This is a genomic window from Vibrio sp. J2-3(2022), from assembly GCF_021725735.1.
Taxonomy (GTDB): domain Bacteria; phylum Pseudomonadota; class Gammaproteobacteria; order Enterobacterales; family Vibrionaceae; genus Vibrio; species Vibrio diabolicus.
In genome coordinates, this window is sequence record NZ_JAKKCK010000002.1 from 820707 (window position 1) to 840975 (window position 20269).

A 20269-nucleotide genomic window follows, 5' to 3' on the forward strand; every position below is an offset into this window, starting at 1 on the left:
TCAAGTATAAAACACCCTGGAGGGGTTCCCGAGTGGCCAAAGGGAGCAGACTGTAAATCTGCCGGCACTGCCTTCGATGGTTCGAATCCGTCCCCCTCCACCATATTCTTTCTTGTGTTTTTCCTTTGAACATAAGAACAACTTGGAAGCTAGGTTGGGAAACTATCTTTCAAGTATAAAACACCCTGGAGGGGTTCCCGAGTGGCCAAAGGGAGCAGACTGTAAATCTGCCGGCACTGCCTTCGATGGTTCGAATCCGTCCCCCTCCACCATATTGAAAAAGCCAGCTCATTGAGCTGGCTTTTTTCGTTTCGGATTCTTGATAAAGTAACAAGACCTTCCTTATTTAACCCAACTTCTTCGCGGTTCTCCCTCTGTTGGATCCTACTTTAACAACTGGGCCAAAGCGAATCTCCTATGGCCAAAGTTCGGATCTGGTCGTTGTAATACAAACAATGTACTAGCACTTTGTCCTTGTTTTATCGCAATGACCATAATGTGAATGCTAAAAACATTCAGTAAAGCACTTGAGGAGTAGCTAGCAAAAAGATATTCGGCAGAGTTAAGCGCGAGCTATGATGAAGACTCCACCTGGCAGGTTTTATAAAAATATCTTTCGTAGATACAAACGACAGATACAAAAAATCCCGCAGGGGGCGCGGGATTTTTATTAGTGACTAAATTGGTTTAAAGGTGACTAGCCTTGAATACCAACGATTAACCATGGTGCATTAGGCACAGTCAGGTCACGCTCTAGGTGCCAGATATCTTCGATTTCTTCTTCAACACCTTCTACTGTGTCACGGTAACGACCGCTAAACTGTAGGCTAAGCTGTGCTTTATTTGCATCGTAATCGGCACGGACGATCTCTGCATCAACGTACATTACATCAGTATGCTGCTCACCGTCGAGCTTCGCGCGCTCTGCTTTCAGATCTTCAAACAAGCTTGGAGAAACATATTCTTCAATGGTTTCCAGTTGATTGTGATTCCACGCTCCTTGCAGGATTCGGTAGTGTTCACGAGAGCCGTTAATAAACGCTGCTTGGTCAAAGCCCGGTGGGTAGTTATGTGGTACGTCCGTTTGAGCGCCGAAACCACCAAAGCCACCATTATTTGTGTTTGGCTGTTGCTCAAAGTTTTGCATGTTTGGTTGCTCAAACTTAGATGCGTTACCACCAAATGCAGGTTGCTGACGATGCTGGTTCATACTGCCCTGCTTCGCACCTAGCATACCGCGCATTAATTTAAAGATGACAAAGGCAATCAAACCAATAATTAGGATATCCATAAATTGGATACCTTCAAAAGCACCGCCAAAGAATGCAGCAAGTAGACCACCAGCAAGAAGTCCGCCTAGCAGACCACCCATTAAGCCTTTTTTACTTGAAGACTTCGCCGTCTGATCTTTGCCGACCGTATTGGTGTTTTGTTGCTGTTGTTTTGGTGCTGGCGCTGTTTTGTAGCTCTTACCGAAAGACTTACTGCCACCAAACTTCTTCGCTTCCGCGATAGGCGTTACAGCAACGGTAAACATCAACAGAGCAACAATAGAAAATAAACGTTTCATCGTTATCCTTAAAGTTAGCTATCTAAGATTGTGCTCTATCAGACGAAACAACGATTGTTTCAAACAGTAGCACGCCAAAGATGATTGTTACGTCATCATACTCTGTATGCCTGTTGATGAAAACAGCTTACAGAAGCTGACATGTATCAGAATATTGCCAAAGATACAGACCGCTCTCGGTTAACTTCGAGATACTTGGTTCGTTTAGAAATGCTGGGAATGAACTCGCTGCTACTTGGGGATTTTAATTGAATTAGAATCAGTGACACAGCTCAGAATCCTGGACCTTGACGTCACTTGAGTATATTGCCTTGTTGACGGTTAATAGGTAGCTGACTATCATATTGAACGATGTTCAATAAAGCAGTTTGAGAGTATGGCGCGCAGAAACGATCACACCAGAGAAGAGTTAGTGAATTTGACTTTAACAACAGTCAAAAACTTTTTAGATGAGAATTCTTACCACGAACTCAGTCTTCGTAAAATCGCTAACATGATTGGTTACGTGCCAAGCACATTAGTCAACATCTTTGGCAACTATAACCTGTTACTTTTACACGTAGTCGCGCAAACTTTAGACGAACTCTCCCAAGAAGCACTGAAGGCGACCAATAGCAGTAAAGACGCTCATCAAGCTCTATTTGAGCTGGCTTATTGCTACCACGATTTCGCTCAAAAGCACCCTTACCGTTGGCAGTTAGTGTTCGAGCACAACATGAATGGTGCAGAACTTCCAGAATGGCATGCCAAACGTATCGACGGGATGACAGGAATGCTGGAGTCACTATTGGCTCAAATCGCACCACATCGTACCGAGTCCGAAGTGATTCAAGCAAGTCGAGTGCTTTGGTCTGGCGTACACGGTATTACTTTACTCAGTGTTGATGATAAATTTTTCTCTAGTGAACCCATTGATGGTAAAGAATTAATCAGTAACCTGCTTTCTAACTACCTCACAAACTGGTAACAAAGGATTATCCATGTCGTCCGACAGACAGCCGTCCTTACTTACACAAAGAAAGTTCCTACCCTATTTCATTACTCAGTTTTTTGGCGCTTTCAACGACAATATTTTTAAAAACGTTTTGCTGCTGTTTGTCGCCTTCGCGGGATCCAGCGCACTACCTATTTCGAGCAACTTGTTCATCAATTTAGCGGCTGGCTTGTTCATTCTACCGTTCTTTCTATTCTCCGCTTCAGCTGGCGTATTAGCCGATAAATATGAAAAATCATGGTTTATTCGCAAGGTAAAGCTGTTTGAAATCGCCATCATGCTTTTGGGCGCCATTGGTTTTATAACCGAAAGTTATGGTGTGCTTTTGCTGCTACTGTTCTTAATGGGCACACAGTCAGCATTCTTTGGACCGGTTAAATATGCCCTTTTGCCCCAAAAATTAAACGCAAAAGAGTTAGTGCCAGGCAACGCCCTTGTTGAAGCTGGTACCTTTATCGCCATCCTTATTGGTACCCTAGGTGCTGGAATTATCGCCTCAGCAGACAACGCAAAATACCTTGCCGCATTTTGTGTCGTACTCTTTGCATTATTGGGATATTTGTCGAGCCGCTCAATACCCTTTGCAGCCGCCAGCGCACCTAATCTTTCTTTTCGTTGGCAACCGTACAAACAAACTAAACACACGCTATCCATCGCAAAATCAGATCGTGTTGTTTTTCAATGTATTATGGCGATAAGCTGGTTTTGGTTTTTAGGCGCCGCCTATCTAACCCAGTTCCCGAATTTCACCAAGATTTACTTAAATGGCACCGAGAGTGCGGTGTCTTTCTTGCTAGCTCTGTTTTCCATTGGTATCGCGCTGGGGTCGCTACTTTGCAATTGGATCTCAAATCATCGTATCGAAGTCGGTATTGTGCCTATTGGCGCACTTGGCATTACGGTATTTGGGTACTTGATGGCAACCTCCATTCCAAGTGACCTACCTATCTTCCATAACTTTGTAGACTTCTTTAGATATGAGCCTTTTTGGCCATTATTTTTCTATCTATTGATGATTGGCGCCTCTGGCGGGTTATTTATCGTGCCGCTTTACGCATTAATGCAACATAGAGCAAAGGAAACCGAGCGCGCGCAAGTCATCGCAGGGCTCAATATCTTTAACTCTCTGTTTATGGTCGGCAGTGCTGTCTTAGGTATTGTGTGCCTAAGTGTAATCAAGATGACAATTCCTCAATTGTTTGCATTGTTAGCCATTTTGAATTTCTTGGTCGCCGCTTACATTTTTTTGCAAATACCGATATTCGTTGTCCGTTTTGTGGTTTGGATGCTAACTCATACTATTTATCGAGTGAAACATAAAAACCTACATAACTTGCCAGAACAAGGCGGTGCGTTGATCGTATGTAATCACGTGAGCTATATGGACGCCTTGCTACTTAGCGCAGTATGCCCAAGGTTGATTCGTTTTGTGATGGAGGAAGATTACGCCAACCTACCTCCACTAAGACGCTTTTTACGCAGAACTGGGGTAATTCCGATTTCAGCGAGTAACAGAAACTCCATCAGGCGTGCATTTAATGATGTAGAAACCGCATTAAGCGAAGGACATATCGTCTGTATTTTCCCAGAGGGGAAATTAACCTCAGACGGTGAAATGAATGAATTCATGCGTGGCATTGATATTATTCTGCGTCGCAGCCCAGTACCTGTCATACCCGTGGCACTCAAAGGCTTATGGGGAAGCTATTTCAGCCGCGCGAAAGGCCGCGCATGTTGTGGCTTACCGACTCGATTTTGGTCAAAGCTAGAAATTGAGGCCGGACAGCCGGTTCCACCAAATGAAGCAACGGCAAAAACGATGTTCGATAGAGTGCATCAACTTAGAGGCGACTGGCGATAAAAATACATTTGAACACATGTTTAGAATAACTGAACATGTGTTCAAATCATTAAGACAAACTGACCACACTCAGTGCGATATACTCGCGCTTTCATTCACAACAGCGAATAAAAACCTTGAATAGAAACTACCTCTTGTTTGGATTGGCGTTACTCTTTTGCTTAACCCCTTTTGTCTCCTCTCCTATTGCCCTAGTTATTGGTTTTCTACTCGCAAGTTTTGGTTTTGTGCCTTCAGAACTGCCCATTGCTTCTTTTACTAAAAAGCTGTTGTCCTACTCGATTATTGGTTTAGGCTTTGGCATCAACTTTGAGCAAGCACTCTCTGTTACATCGGATGGTATCGGTCTGATTATCGCCACGATTACGGGCACACTGATCATAGGCACTATCATTGCCAGAATAATTAAGTTGGAGCGAGTAACCGCATACTTAATCTCGTCAGGTACAGCAATTTGTGGTGGTAGTGCAATTGCCGCGGTGGCACCAGCGATTAAAGCAAAAGACGAACAGATTGGATTAGCACTGGCAACGGTATTTGTCCTAAACTCCATCGCACTATTCGTGTTTCCTGTGGTTGGGCATGCTTTAGGGCTAGATCAACACACATTTGGTACATGGGCCGCGATTGCTATTCATGACACTTCTTCTGTTGTTGGGGCTGCCTCAGCGTACGGTGAAGAAGCACTAACTACAGCAACAACGTTAAAACTCGCACGAGCTTTGTGGATCATCCCTGTTGCACTGATCAGTGCCGTGATCTTTTCGAGAGACCAGAAAGAGAATGGAACGAAAAAGTTAGTTATTCCTTATTTCATTTTTTGGTACTGCGCAGCCATCGCGTTTAGCGACTTCTTCCCTCAATTTGAAATGGTCTATCACGGTATTTTCGTTGGAGCGAAACAAGCTTTGGTGGTGTGCCTGTTCCTGATTGGTTGCAGCATTTCAATTTCGAAGCTGAGGTCTGCTGGAGCTAAGCCACTGTTGTTTGGTGTAACTCTGTGGGTGTTAATTTCAACCACTTCTCTAAGTTGGTTATTGTTTAGATATTAGTGGTCTTCTCATCGTGTTGAGATGACGACGGCTCAAGTTTGCTGTTTTTGTATGTAACAACCAATGCGATAGCGATCAAAAAGGCCGTCAGCTCTGCAAGAGAGCGGGCGAGCCCTTCACTGCTTATTGCAATACCAATTTGTAGTGCTACCGCCGCAATTAATACTAGCTTTACCATCCTGAACCTTATGCCTTTTCTCTCTTCGAAGAAGCATAATTATGATTCAGAGTTATAAGGATACGAAATTCCCTTTCTGACTAATACATAGCAAAATTGACTAATGCTGAATTGATGGCAATAGCCACTCCTTCACTGCCTTCCGAGAAACTTTGATCCCACTTTCTAGTAGCACTTGTGGCATTAAATGGTATTCCACTGGCCATTTAAACTTCTCTAATTTGGATTGCAAATGCAGGTCATATTCCGCTTTGCTGCGCAAATCATTGGTCTGAATCACAGCAACAGGGCGATGACCAAATTCCGCATCTTCGACTGGAACCACTATGCTCTGCACCACGCCATCAATTTGGTTCAATGCTGCCTCAATCTCTTCACAATGAATGTTCTCACCACCAGAGATAAATTGATTGTCGGCACGGCCGATGATCTTTAACTCGTCACCTTGCCACTCACCGAGATCCTTGCTGTCGAACCAGCCTTTCTCATCCAGAAACGGAGTAACATGACCTTGATGAAAATACCCTGCCGCTAATGTTTTACCACCGACAAAAATGCGTTGGTCAACCAACTTTATCTTACGATGATTCAATACGTGTCCAGCATTACTGATACTGTCAATTCTCTTTGCGGTAACGGTAGAGGCTGCTTCCGTCATCCCATAACCTAACCACGCCTCAATCCCTCGTCCTGTTGCTCTCAACGCCAACTCGTGAGCAACGTGGCTGCCGCCCAATAGCACATGCGTCAATGACAAGTGAGCATCATCATCCAATAGCCGTTTGAGCTGCGTGGCAACCAAAGATGCGTGTGACACGCCCTGAATATCTTCGACAAGTTTTCCTGTACCGATTTTCAATGTCGCTCCGACATATAGCCAACGATATACAATCGCCAATCCAGAGACGTGATAAAGCGGAAGCGACAATAGCCAAGAATCTTGCTGAGTGAAAATGAACTCTTGCAACAAGCCTTCTGCGGATGCAAGGTGTTGTCGATGTGTATGAACCACAGCTTTAGGCTCCCCTGTCGAGCCAGAAGTAAATACTACTGAAGCGAGCCGGTCATGATGATAGCTATCTTCAGTCAACGAGTCACTCTCTTGCTGTGATACTACAGGTGGTGAAAGCAATGTTGCCTTGAGTTTTTGTATATCATGTTCAGAAAAGGTCGAAGCGCACTCCTGAGCAAACCAGATAAACCGAGTTTGTTCAGGTTTATAAAGGGTCGCAAGTTTACTCTGTAGCGTATCGAGTGGTTGTACCATGGTCAGCGCAGCAAGTGCGCCTAACTGCTTGGAAGCAAGATAAAACAGCAGAGTTTCGACTTGGTTTTTACCTACCAAAGTCAGCACATCTCCCCGCGTTACGCCCAAGTCATTCAAATAGTGAGCGTATTGGTCAATACGTACTGAGAGTTGTTGCCAGTTTAATGTTTCTGTTGGTGTCTTGAGTGCAATAGAAAAAGGGCTCGTTTGAGCCCAATATTTCCACGGTGCCTTCGCAACATTGTCTATGCAGAATGCCACACAATCTCCTGATCTTTCAGAGGAAGAACGGGAAGTTCACACTTAGGCCAGCCTTGCTCTAACTGAGCTTTGAATAGGCCAATCGTATCCAAACCTGGAACTTCATCAGGCAGCTGCCATTGGGCAAAGCGCGCTAATTGCGTTAAGCCGAGACTGGATTCAATGCTCGAGCTAATAACCGCTTTCATCCCCAGTGACTTCGCCTTCTCTATCAGTGTAATACAAAAATCCACCGAACCAATGAGTGTGGGTTTGATGATGATCGTTTTCACACCAGTTAGATCTTCAAGACGGAAATCCTCTCGACGAACCGCATCTTGCAACGTTTCATCCCAAGCAATCGCAATACCAGTATTGATAGCAAAAGAGAGACTATCGCCAGGAGAGCGGCACGGCTCTTCCAAAAAGGTAATGCGCTGACGCAGAGACGGAGTAATGTATTTAGCAAACTGCTGCGCTTTTTCTGGTGTCCAAGCGCGGTTTGCATCAAGTCGAAGCGTTAATTGAGGGATAGATTCAAGGAAAAGGTTCACAAGCATGCCATCGCGAATTGGCTCATAAAGCCCGACTTTTACTTTCGCGACTTTCTCACCTTCCATTTCGTTCAGCTTTGGAATGAGCTCGTCTGGGTCACCAGTACACAGCGGCGCTGTTTGATACTTACCTTGTTGGGGTAAGCCACCAGCTAACTCTAACTGTGCCATCGATAAACCAAACGCGACCGATGGATACATGTTGGCGTAATCCACATCCAATCCAGCAACCCAACGCTCCGCTTGTTCCTGTAGCTGAATACCAGCATCTTCGGTGCTCTCTAAACTAAAACCAGGAAGAGGAGCGACTTCTCCAAGCCCTATTTGGTCACCTTCAGAAAGCACAACAACATAACCAACACGTTCAGTTAGCTTATTGTCTCGCAGGATGACACCACTATCCATGGGCAAGATATAACGATAAATTTTCGCTTCACGCATAATTCGAGTCCTATGTAATGCCGTATATTTGAGCGTTCTGGCGAGCAATCCCACCAGCCTCCCAGAGGGCGAGGCGCTCAGGAAAAATGGAACAGAGGAGCTAAAACACTCCTCTTTTTATACGAATTATGGGTTACGAGGGAATTTGTCGAAGTCTGGGCGACGTTTCTCGTTGAATGCGTTACGACCTTCTTGTCCTTCATCGGTCATGTAGAACATCATCGTTGCGTTACCCGCAAGCTCTTGAAGACCTGCTTGACCATCACAGTCCGCATTCAATGCAGCTTTCAGGCAGCGTAGCGCCATTGGACTATGCTGAAGCACTTCACGACACCAACGAACAGTTTCTTTCTCTAGCTCTTCTAGCGGCACAACCGTGTTGACCAAGCCCATGTCTAACGCTTCTTGCGCGTTATAGAAACGACATAGGAACCAGATTTCGCGAGCTTTCTTCTGGCCTACGATACGAGCCATGTAAGACGCGCCCCAACCACCATCAAATGAACCCACTTTAGGGCCCGTTTGACCAAACTGCGCGTTGTCTGCTGCAATTGTTAGATCACACATCATGTGCAGTACATGACCACCGCCAACAGCCCAACCCGCAACTGAAGCAATAACAGGTTTTGGACAAGTACGGATATCACGTTGGAAATCCAATACATTTAGGTGATGCGTACCTTGGTCATCTTTGTAACCGCCGTAGTCGCCACGAATCTTCTGGTCACCACCAGAACAGAATGCGTCTTCACCTAGACCTGTCAGAATGATCACGCCAACACCAGAGTCGTAACGCGCATCTGCCAACGCATCAATCATCTCTTTTACTGTTTGAGGGCGGAATGCATTACGCACTTGTGGGCGTGCAATGGTAATTTTCGCGATACCATCTTCAGATTTATGGTAGTGAATATCCTCGTATTTCTCGCCGCAATCTTTCCATTGAACCGGAGCGTAAAGTTCTTCTTCAGAAATGCCTACTGTTTTAGCCATGGTGATTCCCATTGTTCTCGTTACTCTCACCAAAGTGAGATTGAATTATGTGCTTAATATGCATCGCAAATTGTTGGGGCTGCTCTTGATGAACGTTATGTCCTGCGCCTTCAACTTGTCGATACGCCAACCCGCTACGTTGTGCCAGTTGGCTAAATTTTTGGTCTTTCGCACCACACAAGTAATACATCGGTATATTCTGCTTTTTCAGTGTGGGCAACAAATACGCCTGCTTGGCTAACGATGTTGCAATCAGCATGCTCGCGACCGCCGAGCCAAGATTATCACTTCGCTTCGCAATTAATGTTTGTCTTTGCTCATGGTTTAGTGAAGAAAACACCGCTTGCTGATACCAATCGTTCAAAACACGTTCAAGTGGTTCAGTTTTGAAACGCTTTGCCCAGCGAGCATCATTCTCCAATCTCACCTGTTTCTCTGACTCAGTTTGAAGCCCGAAGTTTCCCCCTTCAACAATTGCGCCCACAATATTGAGATCTGAGAAGCATTGATTGGCAATACCATGCATCGCAATACGGCCGCCCATCGAGTAACCAATCAAAATAAGTGGTTGTTGTGAGGGAAATAATAAAGATAGTGTGGAATTAAGAAGTTTGCAGCAATCATCGAAATCGTTGCACTTTGTAAACTGACTGCGACCATGACCAGGAAGGTCTATAACGACTCGTTCAAACTGAGTCAGCTCATCCAAACAAGCTTGCCAATCAGCACCACTTCCTAAAAAGCCATGCAAAAACACCAGAGTGGGAAGGTCGCCACTTTGGTGTTTTTCAGTTGAAGAGAGACGCTCAGAGTGAAGCATGCAGGCTCTTATTAAATGCCTTTATCAACTCTGCGGCTTGGCTTGGTGGAGTTTGAACTTCCACCAGCAGTGTGCCTTGGCCGCTCGACAGGTGCTCGGCAACCATTGCTTGATACATTTCTAACGTAGTTGGCTTCTCATACTTTAAACCAAACTGTTTGGCTGCATGTTCAAACTGATAACCGTGGGGTATTTGGTAGTACGCAGTGCGATGCTCCTGAGGCACCGGTAACATATCGAAAATTGCGCCACCATCATTGTTTGTGACCACAAGTACCGTCGGCAATTTATTGTGAGAAAACAGCGCTAGTGAATTGAGATCATACAGTGCTGATGTGTCACCAATATACATCAGTAACGGATTACCTCTTGCTCGCTGCACACCTGATGCGGTAGCAAACAAACCGTCAATGCCTGACGCGCCTCGGTTAGTGAACACTTCTACATCATCAAGTTTGCCGTACATATCGACAAGTCGAACAAACAAACTGTTACCCAAAAAGACATCAGCGTTTTTAGTGCGCTCGTTGATGTCTGCTGCCAACGCAATTTCGTCAATGGCAGAAGCTGAATCAGATAGGAAAGCTTCTTCGATACGTTGATGAACTCGCTTAACTCCATTCGCTAACCTATCAGCCCAACCAGCAAATATTGGCTTCTCAAAGCTAATGCGAGAAACCCAAGTTTGAGGAAACTCAACCCAGTGCATTTGCGCCAGATGATTTTGGTTATTACGGTCCATACGCGGCGAGATATACCAGTATTGAACGTCTTTATTTTGTTGATTTTGCGAAACTTGTTTATCAATCCACTGGTTCAAACGTTTGGAGATGATTCGGCTACCAAATTGGATAATAAGTTCACAAGACTCAAGCTCGTTTACGAACTCGGGAAGTTGAAGCCATACATCATAATGCGCCCAATCCGAACTGAGACCACTTTGCGGGTCTGCAAGTACCGGCCATCCCATCTTTTGTGCAAATGCCTGCGCCGACTTCGCTTGTTCAAGCGGTAAGCTGCCAATCACAACCAAGCCTTTTTTATCCGCACAAGACGGGATTTGCGCCTGTGATAAGTGGCTAAAACGCTGGGTATAACTACCACTTCCTTTTCGCCATCCGGCTACCGAGTCTAAGTAGGTGTGATAATCCGCTTTTGCACCATTGGAATACAAAGGCTCTGGAAATGCACAGTTAATATGAACAGCACTGCCTTGCAGTTGCTGAGTAAACATCACTTCGTCAACAGAGGTCAGCAACCAATTAAGCGATGTTGTTAAAGTTGGGCTTGGTAAATTCAAGCTGGCCGAGACATGATGTGAAAAAATACCCAACTGATTAATCGCTTGGTTTGCGCCACAACCAACGAGCTCCACCGGACGATCCGCAGTGAGCAGCACCAGCTTTTCACCAGTAAGTCTAGCCTCCGCAACGGCTGGTAATAAGTTCGCCACTGCCGTACCAGAGGTAACGATGATTGCCACTGGCTCTTGAGTAGCTTTCGCTAAACCAAGAGCCATAAAGCCGAGACCACGCTCATCAAAGTGAGTATGAATAGAAAAATTGGACTGTTCTGCCGCCTCTAAAGTTAAAGGAGTAGAACGAGAGCCAGGAGCGATACAAACATGCTTAACGCCAAATCGCTGAAGCTCAATCAATATGGTTTCTGACCAAATTCGATTGAGCACCGCTTGGTCATGATTCATGATGCGACTCCCAACGGGGGGTGATCAGAAATCAGCGTAAGTAACGTCGACATTTTCTTATCAAGTTCCGCCCACTCATGCTCTGCTACAGAGCCTGGCACAATACCTGCGCCCGCAAACAGTTGTACTTGGTCACCGAGAACAAGCGCGCTTCTGATCGCGACACAAAACTCTGCTCGTTCATGGCTTATGTAACCCATTGACCCCGCGTACCAGCCGCGCGCAAAGGGCTCATTATCAAGAATAAACTGCATGGATTCTTGTCGAGGTAAGCCAGCAACCGCCGCCGTCGGCTGAAGCGCCGATAACAACTGAACACCGTTTATTCCCGTCTTTAGGCTCGCGTGAATATTTCGCTTGAGGTGTTGCACTTTTCGTAGCCTAACCAAACTTGCCTCGGCCTCCACTTCAACCGCTTCGGAATGCGGTGATAGGCGATCAATAATGTCATCAACTACATATTGGTTTTCATTGAGGTTCTTTTCATCTTGGGATAACCAATTCGCCAACTCCATATCGTGAGTGGCGTTGTCCCCTCGACCTATCGTGCCTGCTAACGCTTCGGTATGAAGTTCGTGCCCTACGCGAGAATACAAACGTTCTGGCGTAGAACCCATAAAGCTGTGTTTGCTGTCTAAGCTCAGCATGAAATGGAAACTATGATGGTTATTTAAGTAACTCGCTTTCAGCAATTGTGCAGCACTTAATGTGTTATCAAGCTGCACGGTAGAGCGACGCGCCAATACCACTTTCTTAAAATCATCATTCTTTATACCAGTCAGAACTTTATGAACTAACTCATTCCATTGATGCTGACTTGGCGTATGAACAATAGAGCGGATGTGAGAAGAAATAGGAGCTAAGGTCGCGACCTCACAAACCAGTTTATGCAGTCCTGCTAGGGTTCGCGCTTTGTCTTCTGAAATATTAACTGCGAGAGACCATTGTTGATCAAAACGAATTAACTCAATTTGAGGCAAAAAGAAGAAAGAAGGCATACAGCGACGATTCTTCTCATGCTGGCCGTCAAAAGAGCGTCCGCCCCAGACTCGTTGCCCTTCACCTAGAATGGTATAAGCAGGGCCTGGCTCAACAAAAGCGTGTAATTGCCCTAGTGCAACGACCTCTTCACGAGTATCGCGGGACTGCCAGTAGAATTTAGGGAAAAGTGGTTGTGCATCAAGCCAATCAATAAATGAGAAATTAGGTTTCTCGCTCAGGGGCTCGACCAGACGTGTTTGATTGCCTTCCGCTTGCTGAACTCGCTCGATAATTCTCTTTACGGCTTGATGGAACTGTGACAAATCAACCTCGTAGTATGTGAGGATAAATGGTAACTGACGGCTACTCTAAGTTTAGACCCAAAGCAAATCAAGGTCGTATGCGATCTTTTGCAAAATCCTGTGATAGCAAACGAGCAAAACTTAACCAGCAAACAGATAATTTACAGATATATATTCTAATAAAAAACAAATTATTGTATTTTAATAAAGAAATTAACGAATTTTTAGGAATTATACAATGCAAAATATCGGGATGTCGTCAAAACTCGATAATGTCTGCTACGACATTAGGGGTCCTGTACTCAAACATGCTAAGCGCATGGAAGAAGAAGGGCATAAAATCCTAAAGCTAAACATTGGTAACCCTGCCCCATTTGGTTTTGACGCCCCTGATGAAATTTTAGTCGACGTGATTCGTAATCTGCCGACTTCTCAAGGCTATTGTGATTCCAAAGGCATTTACTCTGCTCGTAAAGCCGTGGTCCAACACTATCAACGTAAAGGTATCCGCTCGCTAGATGTCGAAGATGTGTATGTGGGTAACGGCGTGTCTGAGCTGATCGTGATGGCCATGCAAGCGCTGTTAAATAATGGCGACGAAATGCTAATCCCAGCTCCCGATTACCCGTTGTGGACAGCTTCAGTTGCACTATCAGGCGGTAAGCCGGTTCATTACCTATGTGATGAAGGTGCAGACTGGTACCCAGACCTTGAAGACATCAAAAAGAAAATCACACCAAAGACACGTGGCATTGTTCTGATCAACCCGAACAACCCGACAGGTGCGGTATACAGCCGTGACTTCCTACTTGAAGTGATTGAGATAGCACGCCAGCACAAACTGATCATTTTCGCAGATGAGATCTACGACAAAGTGTTATACGACGGTGCAACACATACCTCAGTCGCCACACTCACTGAAGATGTGCTAGTCATGACATTCAATGGCCTTTCAAAAGCCTACCGTGTTTGTGGTTTCCGTGGTGGCTGGATGTTCCTAACGGGACCTAAACACCTAGCTCAAGGGTACGTGAATGGCTTGGAGCTGCTTTCATCGATGCGTTTATGTGCAAACGTACCAATGCAACATGCGATTCAAACTGCGCTAGGTGGATACCAGAGTATCAATGAACTGATTTTACCTGGCGGACGCTTATTAGAGCAGCGCAATAGAGCGTATGAACTGATCAATCAGATTCCTGGTGTTTCTTGTGTCAAACCTAAGGGTGCGATGTACCTCTTCCCGAAAATCGACACAAAAATGTACAACATCAAGAACGATCAGCAGATGGTTTTAGATTTCTTAAAACAAGAGAAGGTCTTACTGGTGCAAGGTTCCGGTTTCAACTGGCCAAAACCAGACCATTTCCGCATCGTGACACTACCGCACGTTGAAGATCTAGAAATCGCCATTGGACGTTTTGAGCGATTCCTATCAACCTACAGCCAGTAATGAATCACTGGTAGTAATTAGTGCTGATCTCTCATATGCTTAGAGGAACTCCTAGTGAGTTCCTTTTTTTACACCAGAAACGGAGAAAGCCATGAAAGAAAGCCATTTTTTCGCCCACCTGGCTCGAATGAAGCTGATCCAACGCTGGCCTTTAATGCGGTCCGTCTCACCAGAAAACGTTTCAGAGCATAGCTTACAAGTTGCTTTTGTCGCTCATGCCCTTGCCCTAATTAAAAACAAAAAGTTCGGCGGCAACCTCAATCCAGAACGCATCGCGATTCTTGCCATGTACCATGACTCTAGCGAAGTATTAACGGGTGACCTTCCAACCCCAGTGAAGTATTACAACCCTGAAATTGCCAAAGAATATAAGAAGATAGAATCGGCAGCGGAACAAAAATTACTCTCAATGTTACCGGAAGAGTTCCAAGATGAATTTGCCCCCTACCTTCTTTCTCACTCTGCACACGAAGAGGACGCAAAAATCGTCAAGCAAGCCGACTCCATCTGTGCCTATTTAAAATGTCTCGAAGAACTAAGCGCAGGCAATCATGAGTTCGCTCTGGCAAAAAAACGCTTAGACATCACTTTGCAAGAACGTAGAACGCCTGAAATGGATTACTTCCTCAATACCTTTGCCCCAAGTTTCGAATTATCGTTAGATGAAATCAGTTAGCTTACGGAGATAATCGTGTCGTTTGAATTACACCCGCAATGGCAAGAGCGCCATGATGATGAGCATAAAATCCGTCGTGACGACCATCGGAGCCCGTACCAACGAGACCGAGCACGCATTCTTCACTCGGCTGCATTTCGACGCTTACAAGCAAAAACCCAAGTACACGGCAATAGCTTGGAAGACTTTCACCGCAGCCGGTTAACACACTCCTTAGAAGCGTCGCAACTCGGGACCGGTATCGTCGCCCAGTTAAAGAAAAAACAACCAGAGTTCCGTGATCTATTGCCATCAGACAGCTTAATTGATTCATTATGTTTGGCGCACGACATCGGGCATCCTCCATACGGTCATGGGGGAGAAGTCGCTCTAAACTACGTAATGCGCGAACATGGCGGCTTCGAGGGGAACGCCCAAACCTTTCGTATCGTCACTAAGTTAGAGCCTTATACCGAGCATTTCGGAATGAATTTATCACGCCGCACACTGCTTGGTTTGATTAAGTACCCTGCCCTTATTAGTCAAACACGCTCCGTCAAGTTGCCTCAACCAGCTGAGCATCAACGTAAACTAAAAGCCAAAGATTGGAGCCCAGCTAAGGGCATTTATGATTGTGACAAAGACTTATTTGATTGGGTAATTGCACCGCTTTCTGACAACGACAAGGCATTGCTTAGCCTAATGCGCTCAAAACCAGAATCGGAGTTTGAGCACAGTAAAACGCGCTTTAAATCACTCGATTGCTCAATCATGGAGCTAGCGGACGATATCGCCTACGGCGTTCATGATTTAGAAGATGCAATCGTGCTTGGTATGGTGACACGTCAGCAATGGCAAGAAGGCGCAGCAAGTCAATTAGCGGACTGTGGCGACCCGTGGTTTGAAGCACATATCGATTCCATCGGACAGATGCTATTTAGTGGTAAGCATCATGAACGGAAAGATGCCATCGGTGGTATGGTTAACGCCCTCCTGACCAGCATTTCAATCAAGGCGATGGATGAGCCTTTCAATAATCCATTACTGTCTTGGAATGCGTGTTTAGAGCCACAAATGGCACGAGCACTTGACGTGCTCAAGCACTTTGTCAGCACCTTCGTTATCCAAGTCCCTCAGGTCCAGATCGTTGAGTATAAGGGTCAGCAAATTATTATGGACATTTTTGAAGCCTTAACAGCGGACCCAGAGCGCTTGCTGCCTGTTCATACAAGAGAACTGTGGTGCCAAGCGAAAAGCGAAAGCAATAAGATGAGAGTCATCGCCGATTACATTTCTGCTATGACCGATGGTCACGCGCAAAAGCTGCACCGTCAACTTTTCTCTTCCATCGTTCTTTAGTAACACTCAACCTTTCAAGTAATTCTTTTCAAATACGCCCGGCGGCATCTGGGCGATTTGGAATTCGATCATCTTTTCAAAGGCATGCATAAGCGGTGTAAAGTCTCTCTCGGGTTCAAGCAAGCGAAGCGAATGATAACCTGCCTCGACTGTCGATAAGCTATTCTCAGAGGGCGCTTTACGAATGGTGTAATGCCCTTGTAATTGCTTCGGTAATTGCACGGTTGGGAGTGGATGTAAATTGCTAGAAAGCTGCCACATTTTGTACGCTTTTTTCCACGTCCCATCGAGCAAAATCAAACGTATTTTCTTAGATACACTAAGGCTCGCTTGATTAATTTCAGAGATGCATCGTGACTGTTCCGATGGGTAAAGAACAAAATGTTGATATGATTCATCCGCCAACAAGTGATTTAAGACATCATCACCAGAAAAGTCCTCTCCTATCAGACAAATACAGTTATCTAAACTCAAATTGAGAATCCGTGCCGTACCAAGCGGACGATGTTCTTCACTCGTGTGCTGAAGAATGATAAGTTCTACCTCGCTTGCCAACGGTACAATCCATTGGCAAATACACGCTTTTTGCGATTTTCCACAACGAGAACAATAACGAGACATAGAGTGAACCTTTATACCTTGCTGAGTATTATCAGCGTGATCTGTTTGATACTTCAATTCGAACCAATGGCAAGCCTAACCGAGTGGCACAGCTACAATATACGACATGGCGAATGGTGGCGAATCGTAACAGGAAATCTCACACATACCAACTTTGCGCACTTAGGGATGAACCTGGCAGGATTGTGGATCATTACTTTTATTTTTCGTCCAAGCACTCGCAACTTCCTTATCGTTTTCTCACTCTTGTGCGCATTTGTTGGCGCAATGAATTTGTTTACCAACATGTCGGTGTACGTGGGATTATCTGGCGTACTACACGGACTATTTGGATTCTGGGCACTCAGAGAAGTCTTTGAAAGCAGAAGAAGCAGCTTGTTGTTGGTCGGCGGGCTTATTGCCAAAGTAGCATGGGAGCAGATCTATGGTCCATCAAGCAGCACTGCTGCGCTTATCGGCGCAAACGTTGCTATTGATGCTCATTTATTTGGCGCACTCGGTGGGTTAACAATGGCTCTAATGGAAAAAGGCTTTCGCCGTCGTTTATTCGGTTAAAAAATCCCGAACCACGAAAGAGGGGTTGGTTCGGGAAAGCAGTAATAGGGAAACAGATATTGTTCTGAATTCAGACTCAATATCTGCAATACATCAAGCTACAGTAAAATGCGGTCTTCGTTTTTCTTAACTGTCGCTTCACCAATGCCTTTTACGCTCTTCAAATCTGCTGCCGTTTTAAAAGGGCCATGCTCCTCGCGGTAGTCCACGATACTCTGCGCTTTCTTCTCACCAATACCTTTCAACATGGTCGCTATTTCTTCAGCAGAGGCCGTGTTGATATTTACGGTAATTTCAATTCCTTCATATTTGTCAGTGGCTGAATCCGCAGCCATGCTAAAAGGCGCAAAAACAAATAAGCACAATGTCAAAATCCATTTCATATTGAACATACAATCTCCAAAATAGTAGGCTAAAACCAGTCATCGGGAGCAAGTAACTACCAAGTTCGTAGTGAAAAGCAACGTGATTATGCATTTAACAAACTTAGATGACCCGATATTCGCAATGACTGGTATCACTTAAACGCGCACTAATTTAAGTAATGCTTATTGATGATTGAAGTTAATAAAGACAAAAATAAAACGGACCGCTTATGCGGTCCGTTTTAGTTAACATGCAAATTACACTAATTGTGCTTAGTTGCTCACAATAAAGTACTCAATGTCAGTGTTTGCGCGCAGTACAGCTAGCACAGAGGATAGGTCTTGCTGAGAAGATGCACGCTGCATTTGCATCGCAACTTGCTCTTCTAACTCACTATCTAGCTCAGCATTTACAGCATCAAGCTCGATGATAACAATGTTACCTTCAAGATCTTTAGACTGACCATATACTGGCTTACCATCGACTGGTTTTGCCATCGCGAATACCGTTGTTGCCAACGGAGAACGGCGATCTACTGTCTCTTGTTCACCAAATGCAAGGTTGTTTTCAGTAAGCACATCTGTCTTACCTTCTTTCAATGCAGCAACAACCTGTGTACCAAGTTCCATCGCATCTTGCTCACCCTTAACGCGAGATAACTCTGCAATAACCTGATCTTTCACTTCTTCTAGTGGAAGAACCGTCTCATCACGTGCGTCTTCAACACGAACAACAATAATATGTTCAGGTGCAACTTCGATAGCTTCAGAGTTCAAGCCATCTTCTTTTACTTCTGGGCTAAGGATAGCTTGCATTACCGCAGGGTTACGAAGCACTTCAGGTGCGTCAACTTGAGAAATAAAGTCCGTTGTCTTCACTTCTTGGTTAACCGCTTGAGAAGCGTCATACAATGAGTCTGGGTATTCAAACGCTACGCGCTCAAGCTCACTTTGTAGCTCGTAGAATTGATCAACCGCTTGTTGGTCAACCATTTCTTGTTTGATTTCAGCGGCTACTTCTTCAAATGGCTTCGCCACAGAGTCTTTTAGCTCTTCAAGCTTGATAATATGGTAACCAAAGTCCGACTTTACTAGACCTGACGTATCGCCTGGATTCTTCAACGCGAATGCCGCTTCTTCAAAAGCAGGGTCCATCACATCACGCTCAATCCAACCTAAGTCACCGCCGTTTTCAGCGCTGCCAAAATCGTCAGATTTCTCTTGAGCAAGCGTTGCAAAGTCTGCACCCGCATTTAGCTCATCTAGGATAGCCTGCGCTTTTGCTTCATCGTCCCCTTCTACAAGAATATGAGCGACACGGCGCTGCTCTTCTGAAGAGTATTTGTTTAAGTGCTCATCGTAGTACTTTTTCACCTCAGCATCAGAAACATTAACTTGTTCCTTTAGCGCTTCAGCAGACAGTTCGATATAAGCGACTTTAACCTGCTCTGGGCGAGTAAAGTTGTCAGGGTTTGCTTTGTAGTACTGTTGAATTTCTTCGTCAGTCAATTCAATGTTTTTCGCAAACTCTGCTAAGTCGATTTTAATCGTGCGAATATCACGAGTTTGAGTGAACAGCTTACCTTCTGCCTGTACTTCACCTGGCAGAATAAATTCACTGTTTTGTAGTGCATTCAGCAGTTGTTCACGAACCAATTCACGACGCATGTACTCAGCAAAAGAGTCTGGCGAAAAGCCTGCACGACGCAGAGAAGCTTGATAGATCTCTTGATCGAACTGACCATTAGATTGGAATTGAGGCATGTCTAGAATCATGCTGCGAACTTGGGTGTCGCTGATTCGCAGACCTAAAGCTTCTGCTTGTTGGTCAAGCAACACGTCATTGATCATTCGATCTAAAACGGATTTGCGGAAAGATTCAACATATGCAGGGTCAGCCAGCATTTGAGAGAAGTAGTCACCCAACTGAGCTTGCATACGGTTACGCTCATTTTGGTATGCCATCTCGAACTCACCACGAGGAATCTCAGTGTTACCGACTTTCGCTGCAGAGTTGTTGTTACCACTAACGATGTAGCTACCCACACCTGCAAATACGAAAGACAGGATGATAAGCCCAAGGATAATTTTGACCGCGATGCTATTCACGCCTTCGCGTAGTCGATCCATCATAATTTAACTGCTCTCCACAATTGAAGCCTACTGCTTCTATCTAATAGAAATAATGGCGCAATAATATCAGAAAAAGAAATGCGCATCAGTATGATGCGCATAATTTAAGAAAGTTCGGCTCGAAGTTTGTAAATTTTTGTTCGAAACTTATTGTTTGAGCAAAAGTTAAG

Annotated in this window: 18 protein-coding genes and 2 tRNA genes; 9 read left to right on the top strand and 11 right to left on the bottom strand. The window is 45.0% G+C overall.

Annotation, left to right across the window (positions count from 1 at the left end; all coding sequences use genetic code 11):
- The first annotated feature begins 18 nt into the window (after positions 1–18).
- Together L3V27_RS11730 and L3V27_RS11735 are read left to right on the top strand one after the other, a co-directional pair.
- Positions 19–103, top strand: a tRNA-Tyr gene (locus tag L3V27_RS11730).
- 84 nt (positions 104–187) lie between these two features.
- A tRNA-Tyr gene (locus tag L3V27_RS11735) sits at positions 188–272 on the top strand.
- A gap of 425 nt (positions 273–697) precedes the next feature.
- Here L3V27_RS11735 and L3V27_RS11740 read toward each other — a convergent pair.
- The gene (locus L3V27_RS11740) at positions 698–1570 is read right to left on the bottom strand and encodes a Tim44 domain-containing protein (RefSeq protein ID WP_046874203.1); all 873 of its coding nucleotides are present in this window, start codon (positions 1568–1570) and stop codon (positions 698–700) included.
- 376 nt (positions 1571–1946) lie between these two features.
- Between L3V27_RS11740 and L3V27_RS11745 the strand changes: the two genes are divergently transcribed.
- The 3 genes from L3V27_RS11745 (at position 1947) to L3V27_RS11755 (ending at position 5477) form a co-directional block, all read left to right on the top strand.
- Positions 1947–2537 carry a TetR-like C-terminal domain-containing protein gene (locus tag L3V27_RS11745; protein WP_006743255.1) on the top strand — a complete coding sequence of 197 codons (591 nt, stop codon included), beginning with the start codon at positions 1947–1949 and terminating at the stop codon, positions 2535–2537.
- A gap of 13 nt (positions 2538–2550) precedes the next feature.
- Entirely contained in the window at positions 2551–4425 is a 1875-nt protein-coding gene (locus L3V27_RS11750) for an MFS transporter (RefSeq protein ID WP_046874204.1), read from the top strand.
- Positions 4426–4541: 116 nt separating this feature from the next.
- On the top strand, positions 4542–5477 hold the full coding sequence (locus tag L3V27_RS11755; protein WP_006743254.1) for a putative sulfate exporter family transporter: 936 nt from the start codon (positions 4542–4544) through the stop codon (positions 5475–5477).
- On the opposite strand, the gene L3V27_RS11760 is transcribed toward L3V27_RS11755, so the two are convergent.
- From L3V27_RS11760 to L3V27_RS11790, 7 genes are all read right to left on the bottom strand, one after another.
- Positions 5467–5655 carry a hypothetical protein gene (locus L3V27_RS11760; RefSeq protein WP_005390556.1) on the bottom strand — a complete coding sequence of 63 codons (189 nt, stop codon included), beginning with the start codon at positions 5653–5655 and terminating at the stop codon, positions 5467–5469. The genes L3V27_RS11755 and L3V27_RS11760 overlap by 11 nt on opposite strands.
- 100 nt (positions 5656–5755) lie before the next feature.
- On the bottom strand, positions 5756–7183 hold the full coding sequence (gene menE, locus L3V27_RS11765; RefSeq protein ID WP_182036794.1) for an o-succinylbenzoate--CoA ligase: 1428 nt from the start codon (positions 7181–7183) through the stop codon (positions 5756–5758).
- Entirely contained in the window at positions 7168–8157 is a 990-nt protein-coding gene (gene menC / locus L3V27_RS11770) for an o-succinylbenzoate synthase (RefSeq protein WP_046874206.1), read from the bottom strand. The genes menE and menC overlap by 16 nt, the downstream gene beginning before the upstream one ends.
- 126 nt (positions 8158–8283) lie before the next feature.
- Complete coding sequence (gene menB / locus L3V27_RS11775; protein WP_140281195.1) at positions 8284–9150, bottom strand: 1,4-dihydroxy-2-naphthoyl-CoA synthase; 867 nt, start codon at positions 9148–9150, stop codon at positions 8284–8286.
- Entirely contained in the window at positions 9143–9970 is an 828-nt protein-coding gene (menH, locus tag L3V27_RS11780) for a 2-succinyl-6-hydroxy-2,4-cyclohexadiene-1-carboxylate synthase (protein WP_237311904.1), read from the bottom strand. Before menH ends, menB begins: the two co-directional genes overlap by 8 nt.
- Positions 9957–11675: a 2-succinyl-5-enolpyruvyl-6-hydroxy-3-cyclohexene-1-carboxylic-acid synthase gene (gene menD / locus L3V27_RS11785; protein WP_237311905.1), complete on the bottom strand. Its 1719-nt coding sequence runs from the start codon at positions 11673–11675 to the stop codon at positions 9957–9959. The genes menH and menD overlap by 14 nt, the downstream gene beginning before the upstream one ends.
- Complete coding sequence (locus L3V27_RS11790) at positions 11672–12979, bottom strand: isochorismate synthase (RefSeq protein WP_237311906.1); 1308 nt, start codon at positions 12977–12979, stop codon at positions 11672–11674. The genes menD and L3V27_RS11790 overlap by 4 nt, the downstream gene beginning before the upstream one ends.
- Positions 12980–13196: 217 nt before the next feature.
- Between L3V27_RS11790 and L3V27_RS11795 the strand changes: the two genes are divergently transcribed.
- The 3 genes from L3V27_RS11795 to L3V27_RS11805 all read left to right on the top strand — a co-directional run bounded on the left by L3V27_RS11795 (position 13197) and on the right by L3V27_RS11805 (position 16425).
- Complete coding sequence (locus L3V27_RS11795) at positions 13197–14411, top strand: pyridoxal phosphate-dependent aminotransferase (protein WP_005390543.1); 1215 nt, start codon at positions 13197–13199, stop codon at positions 14409–14411.
- Positions 14412–14502: 91 nt separating this feature from the next.
- Entirely contained in the window at positions 14503–15087 is a 585-nt protein-coding gene (gene yfbR, locus L3V27_RS11800) for a 5'-deoxynucleotidase (protein ID WP_031780152.1), read from the top strand.
- A 15-nt stretch (positions 15088–15102) separates the two neighbouring features.
- Positions 15103–16425 carry an anti-phage deoxyguanosine triphosphatase gene (locus L3V27_RS11805; protein WP_167426774.1) on the top strand — a complete coding sequence of 441 codons (1323 nt, stop codon included), beginning with the start codon at positions 15103–15105 and terminating at the stop codon, positions 16423–16425.
- Between the two features lie 6 nt (positions 16426–16431).
- Here the strand turns inward: L3V27_RS11805 and L3V27_RS11810 are convergent, their stop codons facing one another.
- On the bottom strand, positions 16432–17046 hold the full coding sequence (locus L3V27_RS11810) for a DTW domain-containing protein (RefSeq protein ID WP_237311907.1): 615 nt from the start codon (positions 17044–17046) through the stop codon (positions 16432–16434).
- Between the two features lie 3 nt (positions 17047–17049).
- Here L3V27_RS11810 and rrtA point away from each other — a divergent pair, with 3 nt between their 5' ends.
- Positions 17050–17601 (top strand): rhombosortase, encoded by a 552-nt coding sequence (rrtA, locus tag L3V27_RS11815; RefSeq protein WP_005390532.1) that lies wholly within the window; start codon positions 17050–17052, stop codon positions 17599–17601.
- Between the two features lie 98 nt (positions 17602–17699).
- Here the strand turns inward: rrtA and L3V27_RS11820 are convergent, their stop codons facing one another.
- Together L3V27_RS11820 and ppiD are read right to left on the bottom strand one after the other, a co-directional pair.
- Positions 17700–17984, bottom strand: coding sequence for a ComEA family DNA-binding protein (locus L3V27_RS11820; RefSeq protein WP_031780151.1), 285 nt, complete (start codon positions 17982–17984; stop codon positions 17700–17702).
- A gap of 255 nt (positions 17985–18239) precedes the next feature.
- Entirely contained in the window at positions 18240–20099 is a 1860-nt protein-coding gene (gene ppiD, locus L3V27_RS11825; RefSeq protein ID WP_005390530.1) for a peptidylprolyl isomerase, read from the bottom strand.
- Positions 20100–20269: the final 170 nt, after the last annotated feature.

What these genes read in the sequence shown, in the direction of transcription:
- L3V27_RS11740 (WP_046874203.1), bottom strand. Translation starts at nt 1,570, where the DNA reads ATGAAACGTTTATTTTCTATTGTTGCTCTGTTGATGTTTACCGTTGCT.
- L3V27_RS11745 (WP_006743255.1), top strand. Translation starts at nt 1,947, where the DNA reads ATGGCGCGCAGAAACGATCACACCAGAGAAGAGTTAGTGAATTTGACT.
- L3V27_RS11750 (WP_046874204.1), top strand. Translation starts at nt 2,551, where the DNA reads ATGTCGTCCGACAGACAGCCGTCCTTACTTACACAAAGAAAGTTCCTA.
- L3V27_RS11760 (WP_005390556.1), bottom strand. Translation starts at nt 5,655, where the DNA reads ATGGTAAAGCTAGTATTAATTGCGGCGGTAGCACTACAAATTGGTATT.
- menC (WP_046874206.1), bottom strand. Translation starts at nt 8,157, where the DNA reads ATGCGTGAAGCGAAAATTTATCGTTATATCTTGCCCATGGATAGTGGT.
- menB (WP_140281195.1), bottom strand. Translation starts at nt 9,150, where the DNA reads ATGGCTAAAACAGTAGGCATTTCTGAAGAAGAACTTTACGCTCCGGTT.
- menH (WP_237311904.1), bottom strand. Translation starts at nt 9,970, where the DNA reads ATGCTTCACTCTGAGCGTCTCTCTTCAACTGAAAAACACCAAAGTGGC.
- menD (WP_237311905.1), bottom strand. Translation starts at nt 11,675, where the DNA reads ATGAATCATGACCAAGCGGTGCTCAATCGAATTTGGTCAGAAACCATA.
- L3V27_RS11795 (WP_005390543.1), top strand. Translation starts at nt 13,197, where the DNA reads ATGCAAAATATCGGGATGTCGTCAAAACTCGATAATGTCTGCTACGAC.
- yfbR (WP_031780152.1), top strand. Translation starts at nt 14,503, where the DNA reads ATGAAAGAAAGCCATTTTTTCGCCCACCTGGCTCGAATGAAGCTGATC.
- L3V27_RS11810 (WP_237311907.1), bottom strand. Translation starts at nt 17,046, where the DNA reads ATGTCTCGTTATTGTTCTCGTTGTGGAAAATCGCAAAAAGCGTGTATT.
- L3V27_RS11820 (WP_031780151.1), bottom strand. Translation starts at nt 17,984, where the DNA reads ATGAAATGGATTTTGACATTGTGCTTATTTGTTTTTGCGCCTTTTAGC.
- ppiD (WP_005390530.1), bottom strand. Translation starts at nt 20,099, where the DNA reads ATGATGGATCGACTACGCGAAGGCGTGAATAGCATCGCGGTCAAAATT.